16 protein-coding genes are annotated in these 17,913 nt (G+C 75.6%); 11 read left to right on the top strand and 5 right to left on the bottom strand.

Translation table 11 applies throughout. The features are described 5' to 3' along the window. Positions 1–370: 370 nt before the first annotated feature. From F1641_RS00850 to F1641_RS00880, 7 genes are all read left to right on the top strand, one after another. Positions 371–910, top strand: a complete 540-nt coding sequence (locus tag F1641_RS00850; RefSeq protein ID WP_194902614.1) for a hypothetical protein — start codon at positions 371–373, stop codon at positions 908–910. A gap of 200 nt (positions 911–1,110) precedes the next feature. Beyond that, positions 1,111–1,986 carry a TatD family hydrolase gene (locus tag F1641_RS00855; RefSeq protein ID WP_194902615.1) on the top strand — a complete coding sequence of 292 codons (876 nt, stop codon included), beginning with the start codon at positions 1,111–1,113 and terminating at the stop codon, positions 1,984–1,986. Positions 1,987–2,297: 311 nt separating this feature from the next. Then, complete coding sequence (locus F1641_RS00860) at positions 2,298–3,413, top strand: resuscitation-promoting factor (protein WP_194902616.1); 1,116 nt, start codon at positions 2,298–2,300, stop codon at positions 3,411–3,413. A 29-nt stretch (positions 3,414–3,442) separates the two neighbouring features. Next, positions 3,443–4,369: a 16S rRNA (adenine(1518)-N(6)/adenine(1519)-N(6))-dimethyltransferase RsmA gene (rsmA, locus tag F1641_RS00865; RefSeq protein ID WP_206690499.1), complete on the top strand. Its 927-nt coding sequence runs from the start codon at positions 3,443–3,445 to the stop codon at positions 4,367–4,369. Between the two features lie 52 nt (positions 4,370–4,421). Next, positions 4,422–5,420 carry a 4-(cytidine 5'-diphospho)-2-C-methyl-D-erythritol kinase gene (locus tag F1641_RS00870; protein ID WP_309225291.1) on the top strand — a complete coding sequence of 333 codons (999 nt, stop codon included), beginning with the start codon at positions 4,422–4,424 and terminating at the stop codon, positions 5,418–5,420. Between the two features lie 66 nt (positions 5,421–5,486). After that, entirely contained in the window at positions 5,487–7,343 is a 1,857-nt protein-coding gene (locus F1641_RS00875) for an ABC-F family ATP-binding cassette domain-containing protein (protein WP_194902618.1), read from the top strand. Positions 7,344–7,503: 160 nt separating this feature from the next. Continuing rightward, positions 7,504–9,117 (top strand): hypothetical protein, encoded by a 1,614-nt coding sequence (locus tag F1641_RS00880; protein ID WP_194902619.1) that lies wholly within the window; start codon positions 7,504–7,506, stop codon positions 9,115–9,117. Between the two features lie 6 nt (positions 9,118–9,123). Here F1641_RS00880 and F1641_RS00885 read toward each other — a convergent pair whose 3' ends face one another. The 5 genes from F1641_RS00885 to F1641_RS00905 all read right to left on the bottom strand — a co-directional run bounded on the left by F1641_RS00885 (position 9,124) and on the right by F1641_RS00905 (position 13,526). After that, complete coding sequence (locus F1641_RS00885; RefSeq protein WP_194902620.1) at positions 9,124–9,990, bottom strand: hypothetical protein; 867 nt, start codon at positions 9,988–9,990, stop codon at positions 9,124–9,126. A 9-nt stretch (positions 9,991–9,999) separates the two neighbouring features. Beyond that, the gene (locus F1641_RS00890; RefSeq protein WP_194902621.1) at positions 10,000–10,983 is read right to left on the bottom strand and encodes a hypothetical protein; all 984 of its coding nucleotides are present in this window, start codon (positions 10,981–10,983) and stop codon (positions 10,000–10,002) included. Further along, on the bottom strand, positions 10,980–12,284 hold the full coding sequence (locus F1641_RS00895) for a toxic anion resistance protein (protein WP_194902622.1): 1,305 nt from the start codon (positions 12,282–12,284) through the stop codon (positions 10,980–10,982). The genes F1641_RS00890 and F1641_RS00895 overlap by 4 nt, the downstream gene beginning before the upstream one ends. 99 nt (positions 12,285–12,383) lie before the next feature. After that, a complete protein-coding gene (locus F1641_RS22710; protein ID WP_194903260.1) occupies positions 12,384–12,872 on the bottom strand; it encodes a MarR family transcriptional regulator in 489 nt (162 codons plus the stop codon). A 51-nt stretch (positions 12,873–12,923) separates the two neighbouring features. Then, entirely contained in the window at positions 12,924–13,526 is a 603-nt protein-coding gene (locus tag F1641_RS00905) for a TetR/AcrR family transcriptional regulator (protein WP_194903261.1), read from the bottom strand. 242 nt (positions 13,527–13,768) lie between these two features. On the opposite strand from F1641_RS00905, the gene F1641_RS00910 reads away from it, so the two are divergent. The 4 genes from F1641_RS00910 (at position 13,769) to F1641_RS00925 (ending at position 17,695) form a co-directional block, all read left to right on the top strand. After that, positions 13,769–14,023, top strand: a complete 255-nt coding sequence (locus F1641_RS00910; RefSeq protein WP_194902623.1) for a hypothetical protein — start codon at positions 13,769–13,771, stop codon at positions 14,021–14,023. 153 nt (positions 14,024–14,176) lie between these two features. Then, positions 14,177–15,700 carry a sugar transferase gene (locus F1641_RS00915; protein ID WP_194902624.1) on the top strand — a complete coding sequence of 508 codons (1,524 nt, stop codon included), beginning with the start codon at positions 14,177–14,179 and terminating at the stop codon, positions 15,698–15,700. A 208-nt stretch (positions 15,701–15,908) separates the two neighbouring features. Then, positions 15,909–17,024, top strand: coding sequence for a DUF1972 domain-containing protein (locus tag F1641_RS00920; RefSeq protein WP_194903262.1), 1,116 nt, complete (start codon positions 15,909–15,911; stop codon positions 17,022–17,024). Continuing rightward, a complete protein-coding gene (locus F1641_RS00925; protein WP_194902625.1) occupies positions 17,021–17,695 on the top strand; it encodes a hypothetical protein in 675 nt (224 codons plus the stop codon). The genes F1641_RS00920 and F1641_RS00925 overlap by 4 nt, the downstream gene beginning before the upstream one ends. Positions 17,696–17,913: the final 218 nt, after the last annotated feature.

Genomic DNA, 17,913 nt, shown 5'->3' on the forward strand with positions numbered 1-17,913 from the left:
GCGCGGAGCTCACCTGCGGGACGGTGCGCGGATGCCCCACGTCAGGACGCCCTTGCCGGCGCAGCTGCAGAACAGGCCCTTCACCGTCGCGGAGGCGCGTGAGCTCGGCGTCACCCGCAAGCGCCTCCGCTCGTCCGACCTCCGCGCTCCCTTCTTCGGCGTCCGTGTCAGTCGGGCCCTTGGCTGGAACCCCGCGATGCGTGCCAGGTGCGCGCTGCTGGTCGCACCCGCCGGCAGCGTCGTCGTCGGTGACGATGCCGTTGACCTGCACCGGCTCCCGGTGCCCTTCGGTGCTCGGGCTCCGATGGACTCGGACGTGGTGGTCGCGGTGCTCCCTGGGATCCAGCCGCCGCGTGCGAAGGGCCTGGTGGTGAGCCCGCAACGCCTCCACCCGAACACGCCGTTGAGAGCTGTGGGTGGGGTGCGGGTGCCCTGCGTCGAGGACCTCTGGGCCATCCGCTGCGCCGAGCTGGACGACGAGAGCGGCATCGCGCTCGGGGACGGGGTGCTGCGCAGGCTCCAGGGCGACCGGGCTCCGGTGGTCGCTGCGGTGGGGCGGCTGCCGGTGGAGCTGCGAGCCCGGGCCAGCCGGATCCTCCGCTTCGTCAGGTACGAGGTCTGCTCCCCGGTCGAGACGCGGCTCCGGTTACTCCTCATCAAGGCGGGGGTGCCCGAGCCGAGCCACTTCGCGGCTCCGATCCCGCGCGAGGGGCGCGCCGAGGTGTGGCCCGACCTGCAGTGGGAGTCACTGCGCGTCGCCGTCGAGGTCGATGGCCCCCACCACTCCCAGGACGCCCAGCGAGACCGCGACGTCCGGGTCCGGGACCGGGTGACGCGGCGCCACGGGTGGACCTCGGTGGTGGTCACCACCCGAGAGGTGATGAGCGACCCCGGCCGCCGTCGTCCGTGAGGTCGTCGCAGAGCTCCGCCGGGCGGGTCTGCGCTGGTGACGCATGAGCGGGCCCGGACGGCCCCGTGGCTCTGGTGGCCCCTTTCTCTCCCTTCTAGCCCCATCGCGAGTCGCCACCGGGCCACCTCGGCGCCGGTGGGGCCACGGCGGCGGTAGGTGCTGGCGGAGGCCGTGGCGCAGCCCCCTGGCAGGGTGAGCGGGTGGCTGGAGCGCATGAGCACACCAGGGCGCCCGAGGGGTACCCGCCGCTGCCGGAGCCACTGGCCCTGGGCGCGGGAGGGCTGGGTGTCGTCGACGACCACACCCACCTCGACCACCTCGACGACGACGTCGTCGACGCGCTCCTGCCGGCCGCCGCCGCGGCGGGGGTGCCGAGAGCGGTGCAGATCGGCTGCGACGCGGCGGCCCGCGCCTGGACTGACCGGGCGGTGCGGCGTTGGCCGCAGCTGCTCGGTGGCGTCGCGGTGCACCCCAACGAGGCCCCCGAGCTGGCGCGGCGAGGCGAGCTCGACGCCGCGCTCGCCGAGGTGGAGCGGCTGGTCACCACCAACGACCGGATCCGCGTGGTGGGGGAGACCGGGCTCGACTCCTTCCGCACCGACTGGGGTGACGCGGCCGCGAGGCGCGCCCAGCTCGACTCCTTCGCCGCGCACATCGACATCGCCAAGCGCACCAGGAGCACGCTCCAGATCCACGACCGCGACGCGCACGACGACGTCGTCGACGTCCTCCTGGCCGAGGGGGCCCCGGAGCGCACGGTCTTCCACTGCTTCTCCGGCGGCCTCGAGCTGGCGCGCACGTGCGCCGAGCACGGCTGGTACCTGAGCGTCGCGGGGACGGTGACGTTCAAGAGCAACCACGCCCTGCGGGAGGCGGTGGTGGCGGTCCCGGTGGAGCTGCTCCAGGTGGAGACCGACGCCCCCTACCTGACCCCCGTCCCCTTCCGCGGACGCACGAACGCGAGCCACCTCGTGCCTCTCACCGTCCGGGCGATCGCGGAGGCGGGGCGACACGACGAAACACACCTTGTGGAAATCCTGAGCCGGAGCAGTGACCTTCTCTACGGTGAGTGGTGATGTCCACACCGACCGTCACCCTTCCCCCCGGGTGCGCCCCTGAAGGGGCGTGGGAAGGTAAAGAGTCCGTCAACGTTCCTCGGCAGCGACGCCGGAGGATGGACGTTCCGGACGTCTCCGCCTACCGTCCAGAGTCGACAGCCGGGATGGGACACCACCCGGACGACGACTCCAGCACCGAGCACGCCCCGCTTCCCAGCCACCACGGGCGCCGCCGAGCTGAGCCGCCGGCGCGTGCACCTCGCCGCCCGGCTGCCGCCCGTGAGCGCCGTCCGGTTCCTCTGCCCGGGGACACCGAAGCTAGGGACCTCGTGCGCCTCACCCCGTCCGGCCGCGTCACCCGCATCGCGGGCCAGGCCGTCATCGTCACCGCCCTCGTCGCCGGCACCGCCGCGTGGGCCCACAACGACACCACCGTCCACCTGGACGTCGACGGCCAGACCGAGCAGGTCCGCATGTTCGGCACCACGGTCGACGCGGCCCTCGCCGCCGCGGACGTCGAGCTCGGTGACAAGGACCAGCTCTCCCTGCCGGAGCACTCGAAGGTGAGCGACGGCGACACGATCGTCGTCCGCCACGCCCGGCCCATCACCCTCACCGTCGACGGCCAGACCGAGACGCGCTGGACCACCGCCCTGACCGTGGGCGACGCGCTCGCCGACCTCGACGTCCGCGCCGAGGGCGCAGCGGTCTCCGCCTCCCGCTCCGAGCCCCTCGGCCGCGACGGCATGGCCCTCACGGTGACCACGCCCAAGACCGTCGACGTGACCGTCGACGGCGGCGTCTTCCCCGTCACCAGCACGAGCGCCACCTACGCCGAGGTCCTCCAGGCCGCCGGCGTCACCCTCGGCGCCGACGACACGACGTCCGTCGCCCTCCACGCCGCCGTGACCGACGGCTCCGCCGTCCAGGTCGTGCGCGTCGTGAAGAGCACGGTCACCGAGGACTCCGACATCCCCTTCGAGACGCAGAGCACCGACTCCGCGGACCTCTACGAGGGCGAGACCAAGGTGACCACCAAGGGCGTCGCCGGCACGAAGCAGACGACCTTCGAGGTCGTCACCGCGGACGGCCAGCAGACCTCCAAGACCGAGGTCGGCTCCGCGGTGACCGCGCAGCCCGTGACCCAGGTCCAGCTCAAGGGCACCAAGGAGAAGCCGGCCGCGGCCGCCGCTCCCTCGGTGGCCGGTGGCTCCGTGTGGGATGCGATCGCCAAGTGCGAGTCCGGCGGCAACTGGTCGATCAACACCGGCAACGGCTACTACGGCGGCCTGCAGTTCTCGCAGAGCACCTGGCGCGCCTACGGCGGCGCCGGGTCGGCGAGCAGCGCCTCCCGCGAGCAGCAGATCGCCGTGGCCCAGAAGGTCCAGGCCGCGCAGGGGTGGGGCGCCTGGCCGTCCTGCACCCGCAAGCTCGGCCTGCGCTGACCGCTCCTCGATCGTCTAGCCTCGACCCCCTGGACACCTCAGCTGCTGATGACGGCCTGCTGGGCCCCGCCGACGTGCGGGCCCTGGCGGGCCGTCTCGGCGTGCGCCCGACCAAGTCCCTCGGGCAGAACTTCGTGCACGACGGCGGCACCGTCCGCCGGATCGCCGCCAAGGCGGGGGTGCGCCCCGGAGGCGTGGTCCTCGAGGTCGGCCCGGGGCTGGGGTCGCTGACGCTCGCGCTGCTGGCGGCGGGGGCGCGCGTCGTCGCCGTCGAGATCGACCAGCGCCTCGCCACCGAGCTGCCGGTGACGGTGGCCGCCCGCCGTCCCGACCTCGCCCACGACCCCGACGGCGGGCTCGAGGCGCACCTGCGGGTGGTCCGTGCCGACGCGCTGGACGTCACCGAGCTGCCGGCGCTGGCCGGAGCGGCGGGTGCCGCGGCCGGCGCCCCGACCAAGCTGGTCGCGAACCTGCCCTACAACGTCGCCGTCCCCGTGCTGCTGACGCTGCTGGAGCGCCTGCCCTCGCTGGAGACCGTGCTCGTCATGGTCCAGACCGAGGTGGCCGAGCGGCTCGCTGCGGGCCCCGGCAGCAAGGTCTACGGCGTCCCGAGCGTCAAGGCCGCCTGGTACGCGCGGGCCTCGATGGCGGGGTCGGTGGGCCGGCAGGTGTTCTGGCCGGTGCCGAACGTCGACAGCGCGCTCGTGCGGCTGGAGCGGCGCGAGCCCCCGACCACCACGGCCAGCCGCGAGGAGGTCTTCGCCGCCGTCGACGCCGCCTTCGGGCAGCGCCGCAAGACGCTGCGGGCCGCGCTCGCCGGTTGGGCCGGATCGCCCGCGGCCGCCGAGGAGGCGCTGCGCGCGGCCGGGATCGACCCGGCGCTGCGCGGGGAGCGGCTCGACGTCGAGGGCTTCGCGCGATTGGCCGCCGCTGGCCGCCAGGCCCCCGGGGCCTGACCCACCGACCTGGCGGCGCCGACGGCCCGGTCCGTCCCGTAGTGTGCGGCGCGTGACGCTGCCGGGGGAGCGGGTCGTCGTCCGGGCGCCGGCGAAGATCAACCTCGCGCTGCGCGTCGGGGCCCTCGAGGACGACGGGTACCACGACGTGGTCAGCGTGTACCAGGCCGTCTCGGTGTTCGAGGAGGTCAGCGCCACCCTCCCGCGTGACGGCGTCTCCGGCGTGACGGTCTCGGTGCGCGGCACGGGCGCCGCCTCCACCCCGCTGGACTCCTCCAACCTCGCCGTCCGGGCCGCGCTGCTGCTCGCCGAGCGCGCGGGCGTCCCCGCCGACGTCGCCCTGTCGATCCGCAAGACCGCTCCCGTCGCCGGGGGCATGGGCGGTGGCTCGGCCGACGCCGCCGCCGCCCTGCTGGCCTGCGACCTGCTCTGGGGCACCGGCGCCACCCGCGAGGAGCTGGTCGAGATGGGCGCCGAGCTCGGCGCCGACGTCCCCTTCGCCCTCGTGGGCGGCACGGCCCTCGGCCTCGGCCGCGGTGACCGGCTCACCCCCGTGCTCGGCCGCGGCGAGTTCCACTGGGTGCTGGCGCTGGCCGACGAGGGCCTCTCCACCCCGGCCGTCTACCGGGAGCGCGACCGCCTGGTGGCCGCCGGTGCGCCCGCCGAGGCCCTCGACCCCGACGTCCCCGCCCCGCTCGCCCAGGCGCTGCGCGCCGGTGACGCGGCGGCCCTGGGGCCGGCGCTGGTCAACGACCTGCAGGCCGCGGCCTGTTCCCTGCGGCCCTCGCTGCAGCGGGTGCTCGACCTGGGCCGCGACCACGACGCGCTCGGCGGCCTGGTCTCCGGGTCCGGGCCCACCGTCGCGGTGCTCGTGCGCGACAGGTCCGCAGCGCTGGAGCTGGCGGTGGCGCTGACGGCCTCGGGCCTCGCCTCCGACGTGCGCCGCGTGACGGGGCCCGTGCACGGCGCCCGCCAGGTCGACCCGGTGCCCACCTCGCCGTTCCACCCCTCGAACACCCCGCCGACCGGGCCGATCGACACCATCCGCTGACCGGTCGCTGGCCGGTCGCTGACCCGCCCGTCCTGGAGCGCTCCCCGCGCCGGGGAGGATGGGGGCGTGGCCCACCTGCTGAACCTCGAGGGCGCGACCGTCGTCCACGGCGCCCGCACCGTGCTCGACGGCGTCTCCCTCGGTCTCGACGACGGCGCCCGCACCGGCGTCGTCGGCCGCAACGGCGACGGCAAGTCGACGCTGCTGCGCGTGCTCGCCGGCACCCAGGCGCTCGACGCCGGCCGGGCCACCCGCAGCCGGGGCACGACGATCGGCGTCCTGTCGCAGACCGACGACCTCAACCCGGCCCACACGGTGCGCCGCGCCGTGGTCGGTGACGTGCCCGACCACGTCTGGGCGTCCGACGCGCGCATCCGCTCCGTGCTCGACGGCCTGCTCGGCGACATGCTCGAGGGACCCGCCGCGGCCCCCGGGGGCGCCGACGCGCTCGTGGGGCAGCTCTCCGGTGGCCAGCGCCGCCGCGTGGCACTGGCGCGCCTCATGGCCGGCGACGACGACGTGCTCCTCCTCGACGAGCCCACCAACCACCTCGACGTCGAGGGCGTGGCGTGGCTCGCCGAGCACCTGCGCACCCGGTGGCAGCCCACGCAGGGCGCCCTCGTCGTCGTCACCCACGACCGGTGGTTCCTCGACGCGGTGGTCGAGCGGACGTGGGAGGTGCACGACGGCGTCGTCGACGCCTACGACGGCGGGTACGCGGCGTACGTGCTGGCCCGCGCCGAGCGCGCCCGCATCGCCTCGGTGACCGCCGAGCGCCGCGACAACCTGCTGCGCAAGGAGCTCGCGTGGCTGCGCCGCGGCGCACCGGCCCGCACCAGCAAGCCCCGCTTCCGCATCGAGGCGGCCAACGCGCTCATCGCCGCCGAGCCGCCGCCGCGCGACGCGTTCGCCCTCTCGCGCACCGCCACCGCGCGGCTGGGCAAGGACGTCGTCGACGTCGAGGGCGCGTCCCTGGCCGTGGGTGAGGGCGAGGAGCGCCGCGTGCTCCTAGACGACGTCACCTGGCGCCTCGGCCCCGGTGACCGCATCGGCATCGTCGGCGTCAACGGCTCCGGCAAGACGACGCTGCTCAGGCTGCTGCTCCAGCAGGTGCAGCCCGACGCCGGCCGCGTGAAGCTGGGCAAGACCGTGGTGACGGGCGTGCTCAGCCAGGACCTGCGCGAGCTCGACGCCGTCGCCGACCAGCGCGTGCTGGAGACCGTCGAGCGCGAGGCCACCAGCGTGCTCGACGTGGCCACCGGCAAGGAGCTCACGGCCTCCTCCGTCGTTGAGCGGCTCGGATTCCCGGCCGCCCGGGCGTGGACGCACGTGCGCGACCTGTCCGGTGGCGAGCGCCGCCGCCTGCAGCTGGCGCGCCTGCTGGTGCGCGGCCCCAACCTGCTGCTGCTCGACGAGCCCACCAACGACCTCGACACCGACACCCTCGCCGCCGTCGAGGACGTCCTCGACGGCTTCGCGGGCACGCTCGTGGTGGTCAGCCACGACCGGTACCTGCTGGAGCGCACCACCGACCGGCAGGTGGCCCTGCTGGGCGACGGCGCGATCCGCGACCTCCCGGGGGGCGTCGAGGAGTACCTGGCGCTGCGCCACGCAGGCGCCGCCGCCACCGGCTCCGGCTCCGTGAGCACCCCCTCCCGCGACGATCTTGCGGCTCCGCGCCAGAACAGCGCCGCTCCGGGGGCCTCGGCCGCCGACGTGCGGGCAGCCCGCAAGGAGGTCGCGCGCCTGGAGCGGCAGCTCGCCAAGCTCACGGAGCGGGAGGCGAAGCTCCACGACGCGCTCGCGGCCAGCGCTGCCGACTACGCCGCGGCGGCCAAGCTCGACGCCGAGCTGCGCGAGCTGCTCTCCGAGAAGGAGGCGCTCGAGGAGGAGTGGCTGGAGGCCGCCGAGGCCGCCGGATGACCACCGCCACCCCTCCCGGACCGGAGGAGCAGCGGAGCCCGGCGCCTGTCGACGGGCCCTGGCGGATCGTGCGCCCGTGGTCCACCCTCGCCAGGTGGGGGTACAGGGCGCGGTGGCGGGTCGACGCGTGACGCGGGGGGGCCGGCGACCGTCCGCGGCCGTGGCGGCCGGGGTCGTCGTCGCCGTGCTCGTGGCCGCTGTCGTCCTGCCTCTGACCGCCGGGTGGTCAGCTCCTTCGGGGCAGAAGCCGGTCGACCGCGTGCTGTTCACCGTGGGGCGCCTGCTGGCCGTCTCGCTCGCCGGCCTGCTGGTCGCCGGCGCGGTCGCGTGGGCGCAGCGCGTGCGCCGTGGAGAGCAGCACGCTCGCACCTGGCTGCTCGCCAGCGGGGGGCTGCTCGCGGTGAACCTCGTGGTGCTCCTGAACACCTGGCCCGGGTACTGGCTCTGGGACGAGTACTTCGCCGTCGAGAACGTGCGCGACCGGATCTTCCCCTCGTGGCAGTCGTCGCTGACCCCGCTGCTGTTCAGCACGCTGACCGACCTCGTCCCGAGCGGCGCGGTCGTCGTCGTCTTCCAGGTGGTGCTCGCCAGCGTCGTCGGCGGCTCGCTGATGGCGTGGACCTGGGAGCTGTGCCGCCGGCGCTGGCCGGTGGTCGTCGTCACCCTGCTCCTGCTCAGCCCTCCCGTCCTCCTGAACAACCTGTACCCGCTGCGCCTGACCACGTACTCCTACCTCGCCCTGGCCGTCCTGCTGCGCATGGTGGTCCAGCGGTTGCGCCCCGACGCGGTGCGCCACCCCCACGTCGAGCTCGCCCTGCTCCTGACGGGCGTGGCGGTGCTGGCGACCTGGCGGACCGAGGGCTTCCTCTGGCTCGCCGCGGTGCCGTACCTGGTCCTCCGGCTGGGCGCGCACCGGTCGCTCCGCGGCACGGGGCCGCGGCGGTGGCGGGCGGTGGCGGCGCTGGCCGCGGGCGCGACCGCGCTCGGCCTGGTCTTCTGGCTGGCCGACACCACCGAGGACCCGCAGTACCGCTACACCGCCTCCATCAACCCGCTGTCGGTGATGCTCCAGGAGCCGCTGCGCGGAGACGACCTGGCCGGGACGCTCGCGGACCTCGACAGCGCCGTCGACCTCGACGTCGTCCGCGCGAACCCCAACGCCACAGACGTCACCGCCTACTGGCTGGGAGCCGTCAGGCCGGACGCCGCAGCGGAGACCGGCCGCTACGAGGCGGCCTACGCGCGGCTGGTCCTGGACAACCCCGGGGCCTTCCTGCGAGCGCGGTGGCAGACCTTCGCCGCGACGAACGCCCTCGACGGCCACCTGGCGCAGGTCTACGGAGCCTCCACCTACACCGACGTGCCGCGCCCCGACCACGTCGAGCGGGTGGCGACCTCGGAGGCGCAGGGCGACGTCCCCAGGCCGTGGGACCGGGACCTCCGCGCCTCGGTGGTCCGCGGCCTGCTGCTGGTGGACTCCGACGGACGCCCCGGTCCGCTGGCTCCGCTCGTGTGGACGGCGATCCCCGTGCTGCTGCTGCTCGCCGGGGGGCTGGTGGTGACCGTTCTGCGTCGCCGCTGGTGGTGGGCGAGCGTCTCCGGGCTGCTGCTGGCGCAGGCGCTGCTCGTCTTCGTCGCGGCACCGGCGAGCTACTTCATGTACTACCTGCCCACGTACGTTCTGGGGTGGACCCTGCTCGTCCTCGGCGCTGCCTTGGGAGCGCACCGTCCTCGGCCCGCCGCGAGCCGAACGGACGCCGCGTCGGCGTCCTAGCGGCCGTCAGAGGTCGAGGCCGCTCGGGCGGAATTTCTCCTCGAGGAAGCGCGACTGCGCCTGCTGGCGCGAGACGTCGGAGCGCAGCACGGCCTCCTGCAGCTGCTCGCAGCCGGTGAGGAGCAGGTCGAGCTGGACCCGCAGCTCCTCCAGCGGCGTGCGACCCGCGGAGTTGCGGTGGGTCCTCGCGTGCTCGGCGGGTAGCGCGAGGTAGGCGTCGACGCTGTCGGGCAGGTGGTCGCTGGCGATGGTCTCGACGTCGCGACGCACCAGGGGGTCGGCGCCGGGCTCGGCCACCTTGGCCAGCAGCGGGAAGAGGACGTCGGCCAGCTCGCCCACCAGCACCGCGTCGCGCCGCTCGAAGCGCTCAGAAGTCTCCACGCGCCGCAGGGTCCGCACCAGCGCCTTCTCGGCGGGGCTCGCCGGGGTCGCGGGAGGCGCGGGCGACGACGGCGCGGCGGCGGCGCTGCTCAGCGCCGCCGGGACCGCCCCTGCGGCACCGGCGGCTCCGCCGGTTCCCGCGCCCTCGGGGTTCCCGGGGCCCGCGTCGAGCTGCCGCGCGGCGATCTGCTGCGTGATCTGCCGTTTGCGCTCGCGCCGGAGCGCCTTGCGGTGCTTCTCGTACGCGCCGTTCGCCGCGATCCACCCGAACATCAGCACCAGCGCCAGCGCCGTCTGACCAGCGGGGAAGAGGGCGATCCACAGCCCCAGCCAGACGAACCGCCCGATGTTGACCACGACGTCGGGCACGAAGCCCACCCGGGGGAGCTCGAGGCCGAGCGGCGTCAGCGCGCGCTCGTCGAGGTCGTAGCGCTCGATGTCGCGCGCCTCGTCGCGAGCGGCGCTCTCGTCGTCCCTGTCGTCCTTGCTCACGGCTGCCCCTCAAAGCTCCAGGTCTGACCGGCGGACCTTGTCGCCGAGGAAGGTGGCCTGCACGCGCAGCTGGCGGGCGTCGTGCTCGTGGACGCGCTCGGTCACCTCGGCCAGCAGCTCCACCAGGGAGCGCAGCTGGGCCAGCAGCGACTCGGCGGGGGAGGGGGCGTCGGCGGCGCCCGAGGGGGGCGGGTAGCCGGGCGGGAGCACGAGGTACTGGGCGAGGGCCGCGGGCAGGTGCTCGCCGACCACGGTCTCCACCTCGTACAGGTCGAGCGCGGGCAGGGGAGCGCCACGGCCCGCGCCGCGGGCGAGCAGCGGGAGCGCGGCGTCGTGCACCTGCCGGACCAGCGGCAGCGCGGCCGGCGGCAGGGCGGTGCCGGCGCGCACGGCGACCTCCAGCGCCGCAGCGGCCTCCTGCTGGCCCAGCGCGGCGCGCTCGGCGGGGTCGGTCGGCGCGCCGGGCCCGCTGAGCCGCCGGGCGCCGGCACCAGAGCCGTCCGCTCCGGCCGGACCGGCCAGCGGCGGGAGCCAGGGGGCCGACGGCGACGGCGCGCGCTCGGCCTGGAGGCGCAGCCACCGGGGGTTGGCGCTCAGGCCGTGGACCACCCCGGCGCCCCAGCCGCCGCCGGCGGCGAGCACGCCGAGCACCGTCCACCACTCCCCGGACAGCAGCGCGGTCACCGCTCCGGCGGAGACCCCGAGGTGCAGCGCGGCGGCCCCCGCCCAGGCCGGCCGGCGGCCCTTCCAGGCGATGTACCCGAAGCCGACCCACGGCAGGCCCGCCACGGGCAGGAGGAGCCACGCCGAGGTGCGGGCCCGCCACCCCTGGCGGCGGGCCGCCGTCGTCACGTGCCGGCCCACCTGCCGGGTGACGTCCTGCCCGACCCGGCGCGCCACGACCGCCGGCCGCTCGGCGGAGCGCTCGGTGGGCTGCTCGGCCGGGCCGGCGGGGCCGGCCGTGCGGTCAGGGCCGCCAGGGGGCGAGGTCACGGCCGGCCTTCGACCCTCGGCGGCCCGCCGTGGTCGCCGCCCTCGCGCGCGTCGGCATCGCGCACGCGAGCGATGTAGGAGCGGGAGCGCCGCATCTGGCCCTCGAGGGCGTCGACCGTGGTGGCGAGGTTGACCACCGCCTGCTGCTTGAAGGTGTCGATGGCGTCCATCGTGGCGAACACCTCGTCGAAGGCGCGCTGGAGCACCTCGACGTCGACCGTGGCGCTCGCCGCCTGCTCGTGCACCTGCGCCGTCTGCTGGCGCAGCAGCCGCGACGTCGACTCGATGGTGGAGCTGGTCGTGGCGTTGAGGGCGCTGACCTGGTCGAGCACGAGCTGCTGCTGCGACAGGGCCTGCGCCACGACGACGGCGGTGCGCAGCGCCGAGACCGTCGTCGTCTGCGCCCGGTCCACGCCCTTGACCAGCTCGACGTTGTTGCGGCGCACCAGGTCGAGCGCGAGGTAGCCCTGAGCGCTGACGGTGAGCTGGGTCAGCAGGTCCTGGTGGCGCTGCCGGATGGGGAAGAGCGCGTCGGCGGTGAGGGCCTCCGCGGCGCGCGGGTCGGTGGCGCGCAGCTCGGCCACCTTCTCCTCCGTGGCGGTGTCGAGCGCGCGGGCCAGGGTGACGTACTCGGTGAGCTTGCCCATGGTCGCCCACAGGTCCTGCTTCTCCTGCTCGATGGCGGCGTTGTCGCGGCGCAGCGCGTCCTGGCCGCTGGCCAGCGCCCGGATGATCGCGTCGAGCTGGCTCTGGGCGTCCTGGTACCGCTCGAAGTAGCCCGTCACCTGCCGCTGGGCGCGGGTGGGGATCAGGCCCAGCAGCTTCTTGGGCCCCTTGAGGTCGGCACGGCCCGGGTCGAGCTCGGTGACGGTGCGGCGCAGCTCGGCGAGGGTGCTCGCCACCTGCGTCTGGGCGTCGGCGGCGGGGCCCGACCCCGCCGACCGCGCGGCGCCCGCGGGGCTCGTGGAGGGGCGCTGCAGCATGCGGTTCGGCACCGCGGACGACGCGCGCACCTCGCGCTCGCCCATCCTGACGACGTCGTCGATGCGGCGCTGGAACTCCGGGCTGCGCGGGTCCTGCCCGGCGAGGTCGGCCACGAAGGCGCGGGCGCGCTCGGCCAGGGCTGCGCGGGTGGCCGGGTCGAGGGGGACCATCCCCTCCGCCTGCTCGTCGGGCACGGGGGCCACCGGGGGAGCGGGGGTGAGGTCGAGCCCCGGCGGCGGCGTCCGGTCGCCCGCACCGCTCACCGGCCCGCCCAGGTCCAGCAGGCCGTCCGAGGGCCCATCGGTCGGGTGGCTCATCCGCGGCGTCCTTCCAGGGGAGTCGTCGTGCTCCCCACCCATGATGGGCGATGAGCCTGGGCGCGTCCCCCCGGCCGTCCTCCGCGGCGCCGACCGGGCTCAGCCCTCGAAGGCGGCGAGCAGGCGCCGCAGCAGCGCCGCGAGCTGCTCGCCCTCGCCGGGGCCCAGCACCTCCAGCAGGCCGCGCTCGCGGGCGAGCAGGTCGGCCAGGGCCGCGTCGACCTTCTCGACGCCCCCGGCGGTCAGCCTGACGATCACCCCGCGGCGGTCGGCCGGGTCGGGCCGCCGCTCCACCAGGCCGCGCGCGGTGAGCCTGTCGAGGCGGGTGGTCATGGTGCCGCTGGTCACCAGCGTGGCGGCCGCCAGCGCCGACGGCGACAGCTCGTGCGGGGCCCCGGCGCGGCGCAGCGCCGCGAGCACGTCGAACTCCCACAGCACCAGCGCGGTGGCGGCGAAGGCGTCGGCGCGGGCCCGGTCGAGGTGGTGGGCCAGCCGCGAGACGCGCGAGAGCACCTGGAGCGGGGCCGCGTCGAGGCCGGGGCGCTCCCGCTCCCACGCCGCGACGAGCCGGTCGACCTCGTCGGGCACGACCCCGCCCCCGTCGACTCCGCCGCCCACCTGCTCGCGCTCCACGGCGGCTCAGCCGGCGTGCGGGGTGAGCCGCGGGTGCGGGTCCAGGCCGGAGAGCCCGTTCCACGCCAGGTTGACGATGTGCGCGGCCACCACGGCCTTGTCGGGCTGGCGCGAGCCGAGCCACCACTGCCCGGTCAGGGCGACCATGCCGACCAGCATCTGGGCGTACATCGGCGCCGCCCCGCCCTCCAGGCCGAGCCGCGTGAACTCGGCCTCCAGCATGTCCTCGACCTGCGTGGCGACGTCTCCCAGCAGGCTCGCGAAGGTGCCCGTGGTCTGCGCGACGGGGGAGTCGCGCACCAGGATGCGGAAGCCGTCGGTGCTGGTCTCGACGTACCCCAGCAGCGCCAGCGTGGTGCGCTCCAGGAGCACCTTGGGGTGAGCGCGGACCGTGAGCGCCGAGCTCAGCGCGCTCAGCAGGGCCCGCACCTCGCGGTCGACGATGACGGCGTAGAGCCCCTCCTTGCCGCCGAAGTGCTCGTAGACCACGGGCTTGGAGACGCGCGCGCGGGCGGCGACCTCCTCGACGCTCGTGCCGTCGAAGCCCTTCTCCGCGAACAGGACGCGCCCGACGTCGAGGAGCTGCTCGCGCCGCTCCGCGCCGGTCATGCGGGTGCGGCTCACCTCGCCATCATGCCCTGCGGGGGCCGCCCGGCGGCCGCGCTCACCGGGGCCGGGGCTGCGCCGGACGGGTGGTGGCCCGCGCGTCCGGCGTCCCGGGGCTCAGGTCGGCGCACCGACCTGCCGATGGACGGGCGTCGGGGCGGCCTGCGCCGCGCCCGGCAGCGCAGGGCCCCGGGGTGCAGCCCCCCGGCGGCAGCAGACCAGCCGCAGACCAGCCGGAGGACGACGTGCCGCTCACCCTCATCGCCCTGGGGGGCTGGCTGGTGGCCAGCCTCGCCGCCGCCGCCGTCCTCGGCCGCGCGATCTCCCGGGCCGACAGGATCAGCCAGCTGCACGAGCGCCGGGCGGCCGCCCGCGCGCAGGCGCGCGCCGCCGGGGACGACGCCGAGCCGGAGCGCCGCCTCGACGGGCGCTCCGACCCCGCCCCGGTGCGCCTGGGACTCACGGTGACGCAGCGTGACGGCATGCCCCTGAACGGATGACGCGGCGGGGTGAACGGCGGGTGGATGCCTTCACCGGGCCGCCGCCCGTGCGTGATCTAGGACCAGCAGCTCGCTGACGGCCGTCCCCCCACCGTGGCGACCGCGCCGCGCGGCCCCCCTGCCGCCTCGGCACGACCTTCCTCGAGGAGCCCCATGACCACCGCCGTCCCCGCGCCGCGCCCCGCGGCAGCGGCGGTCGTGCCGCTGCGCGCGGAGCCGCCGGGCCGCCTGCGCCGGGTGCCCCCGCCCCGCAGCCACTGGACCACCACCAACCTGCGCCGCGTCGTCGCGGGCGACGCCGTCGCGGTGGCGCTGTCCACGGTCGCGGCCTACCTGGTGCGCTTCGGCCGCGTGGAGACCGACCCCCTCAGCGACCTGCTGATGCTGGTCGGCCTGCCCGCCGTGTGGTTCGCCGCCCTCTTCGCCAACCGCGCCTACGAGAGCCGCTTCCTGGGCCTGGGGAGCGAGGAGTACGACCGGGTCGTGCGCGCCAGCGTCTTCACGCTGGCCGTCGTCGCCACCACCTCGTGGGCCTTCCAGCTCGACATCGCCCGCGGTTACGTGCTCTTCGCCGTGCCCGCCGGCACCGTGGCGCTGCTCGTCCTGCGCTACCTGGTGCGCCAGCGCCTGCACGCCGAGCGCGGTCAGGGCCTGCACATGCAGTCCGTCGTGGTCGCCGGCCACCACGAGGGCGTCGTCGCGATGGTGCGCCAGATGAGCAGCGCCAGCTACCACGGCATGCGCGTCGCCGGCGTCTGCCTGCCCGACGCGGCCAGCGTCCCGCCCCCCGTGCGCCGGGCCTCGCTCGAGGGCCTGGCGGCCCTCGGCGTCCCCGTCCTCGGAGACCTCGACGAGACCGCCGCCGTCGCGCTGCGCGAGGGCGTCGACGCCGTCGCCGTCCTGCCCACCCCCGAGGTCGACGGCGCCTTCCTGCGCCGCCTGGGCTGGGCGCTGGAGGAGACCCACGCGGCCCTCTACCTCGCCCCGGCCGTCACCGAGGTCGTCGGCCCGCGCGTCGCCATCCGGCCCGTCTGCGGCCTGCCGCTGCTGCACCTGGAGCGCCCCGAGCTCACCGGCGCCCGGCGCGTCGCCAAGGGCACCGTCGACAGGGCCGGCGCGGCGCTCGCCCTGCTGCTCCTCGCCCCGGTCCTGCTCGGGACCGCGCTCGCGGTGCGGCTGGACTCGCCCGGTCCCGTCCTGTTCCGCCAGGAGCGGGTGGGCCTGGAGGGCCGCAGCTTCACCATGCTGAAGTTCCGCAGCATGGTGGTCGACGCCGAGGCCCGCCTCCAGGCGCTCGCGGGCTCCAGCCAGGGCAACGCCGTCCTGTTCAAGATGAGGCACGACCCGCGCGTCACCCGCGTCGGCGCCGTGCTCCGCCGGCTCTCCCTCGACGAGCTGCCCCAGCTGCTCAACGTGCTGCGCGGTGACATGTCGCTGGTGGGCCCGCGCCCGCCGCTGGCGCGCGAGGTGGCCGTCTACGGCGACGACGCGCGCCGCAAGCTCATCGTCAAGCCCGGCCTGACGGGCCTGTGGCAGATCAACGGGCGCTCCGACCTCGACTGGGACGAGTCGCTGCGCCTGGACCTGCGGTACGTCGAGAACTGGTCGTTCGCGTACGACTTCATGATCATGTGGAAGACGGTCGGGGCCGTCCTCCGGAGCCGCGGAGCGTACTGACCCGCCACGACCGGCCGCGCGGCTCCGGTCCTCACCCGACCGGGTGAGGACCGACGGCCCGCACTCAGGTCGGTCAGCACCCGGACCGTTGTCTGACCAAGGACCGGGGGAGCAGCTGCCCGGTGGCACCCGAGGAGGACCAGTGAGCGTCCTGGACCGCAAGCAGAACCCGGCGTCCGCCGGAGCTGGCCGCGGCCTGAGCATCGCCATGGTCGGCACGCGCGGCGTGCCGGCGCACTACGGCGGCTTCGAGACCTGCATCGAGGAGGTCGGTGCGCGCCTGGCCGACCGCGGCCACGACGTCGTCGTGTACTGCCGGCGCGCGAGCGAGGACGACGACGACGACCGCCTGGCCACCCACCGCGGCATGCGGCTGGTCCACCTGCCCGCCATGCGGTCCCGGACGCTCGAGACCCTGAGCCACACCGGTGCCTCCGTGGCCCACCTCGTGCGCCACCCCACCGACGTCGCGCTCGTCTTCAACGCCGCCAACGCGCCCTACCTGCCGCTCCTGCGCGCTCGCCGCATCCCCGTGGCCACCCACGTCGACGGCCTCGAGTGGAAGCGCGCGAAGTGGGGCGAGACGGGGCAGAACTACTACCGCCGTGCCGAGGCCCTCGCGGTGCGCTTCTCCGACGCCCTTATCGCCGACGCCGTGGGCATCCAGGACTACTACACCGAGCGCTTCGGCGTGGAGACCTCGCTCATCACCTACGGCGCGCCCGTGGTCGAGGGCGGCGGTGACCCGCTGCGCCTCGCCGAGGTCGGGCTCGAGCCCGGCGGGTACCACCTGGTGGTGGCCCGCTTCGAGCCGGAGAACCACGTCGACGTCATCGTCGAGGGCTACAGCGCCAGCCGCGCGCGCAAGCCGCTCGTCGTGGTGGGGTCCGCCCCCTACTCCGACGCCTACACCCAGCGGGTGCGCTCGCTCGCCGACGACCGCGTCACCTTCCTGGGCGGTGTCTGGGACCAGGACCTCCTCGACCAGCTCTACGCCGGCTCGCACACCTACCTCCACGGCCACTCCGTGGGCGGGACCAACCCCTCGCTGCTGCGCGCCATCGGCGCCTCCGCAGCGGTCACCGCCTTCGACGTGTCGTTCAACCGCGAGGTGCTGGAGAGCGCCGGTGCCTACTGGAGGACGGCGGACGACGTGCGCGCCGTGGTCGAGGGCACCGAGGACGATCCCGCGGGCACCGCCCTGCGCGGCGTGCTCGCCGCCGACCGCGCCAAGCTCTACGACTGGGACCTCGTGGCGGACGGGTACGAAGAGCTCTGCCAGCGCCTCGCGCTCCTGCGCGCCACCGCCGGAGCCCGCTCGTGAGCGCGCCCTCGCCTCGCCACCTCGACGGGTCCGTCCGCCGGTCCGCGCGCATCCCCGCCCGGCGCGTCGTCCTCGCAGCCCTCGCCGGCGCGGTCGTCGCCACCGCGGTCGTGGCCGGCTGCACGGCAGTCCCGTCCGGGCCTGACGGGGCTCCGGCGAGCTCGGCCCCCGGCGCCACGACGGCGGCCCCCACGGGCACCGCCACGACGGCGGCCACCACCACGGCCCCCTCGCCCAGCCGGTCCGCGTACACCGGGCCTCCTCCGGCGACCGCTCCGGTGGTGGGGGCCTCCACGCTCCCGCCGGTCGAGCAGGGGACCGTCGCAGGCTTCGGCGACGGTCTGAGCGTCGAGGTGGTCGAGCGCAGCTCCGTCGACGTCACCGCCTCGGGCCCGGGGGAGCGCTCCGGCCCGGCCACCGCCGTGCTGCTCGAGCTCGTGAACGGCTCGCCGTCACCGGTCTCGCTCGACGGGGTCACCGTCACCGCCACGAGCAGCGACGGGACGCCCCAGGACGGCTTCACCGGCGAGCCCGCCGACGTCCCCTCGGGAGTCCTGGCCCCGGGCGCCCGGATCCGGGGGACGTGGGTCTTCTCCGCGTCGCCGGACGCGGCCTCGTCACTGGTGGTGACCTCGGTCAGCTCTGCTTCCGCGCTCGTCCTGCAGCTCTGACACGGCCAGCGGCGGCGTGTCCCACCCCCTCGCGGTTGTGACGCAGCGTCAGCGCCAGCGCGGCTGTCGGTACCGCCCTGCGACGTCCCCGCTGCTGAGAGGACCGGCCGTTACGCAGAACGGGTTGTCCTGACCCCCTCCAGGGGTCTCGGGCTCAAGGAGGGGTGACTGAGCGTGGTCGGTTCGCCTAGCGTGATCACCGCACGGCCAGGGTCCCC

It is taken from the genome of Quadrisphaera sp. INWT6 (assembly GCF_015390235.1).
Lineage (GTDB): Bacteria > Actinomycetota > Actinomycetes > Actinomycetales > Quadrisphaeraceae > Quadrisphaera.

What these genes read in the sequence shown, in the direction of transcription:
- F1641_RS00895 (WP_194902622.1), bottom strand. Translation starts at nt 12,284, where the DNA reads ATGAGCCACCCGACCGATGGGCCCTCGGACGGCCTGCTGGACCTGGGC.
- F1641_RS00915 (WP_194902624.1), top strand. Translation starts at nt 14,177, where the DNA reads ATGACCACCGCCGTCCCCGCGCCGCGCCCCGCGGCAGCGGCGGTCGTG.
- F1641_RS00905 (WP_194903261.1), bottom strand. Translation starts at nt 13,526, where the DNA reads ATGACCGGCGCGGAGCGGCGCGAGCAGCTCCTCGACGTCGGGCGCGTC.
- F1641_RS00920 (WP_194903262.1), top strand. Translation starts at nt 15,909, where the DNA reads ATGGTCGGCACGCGCGGCGTGCCGGCGCACTACGGCGGCTTCGAGACC.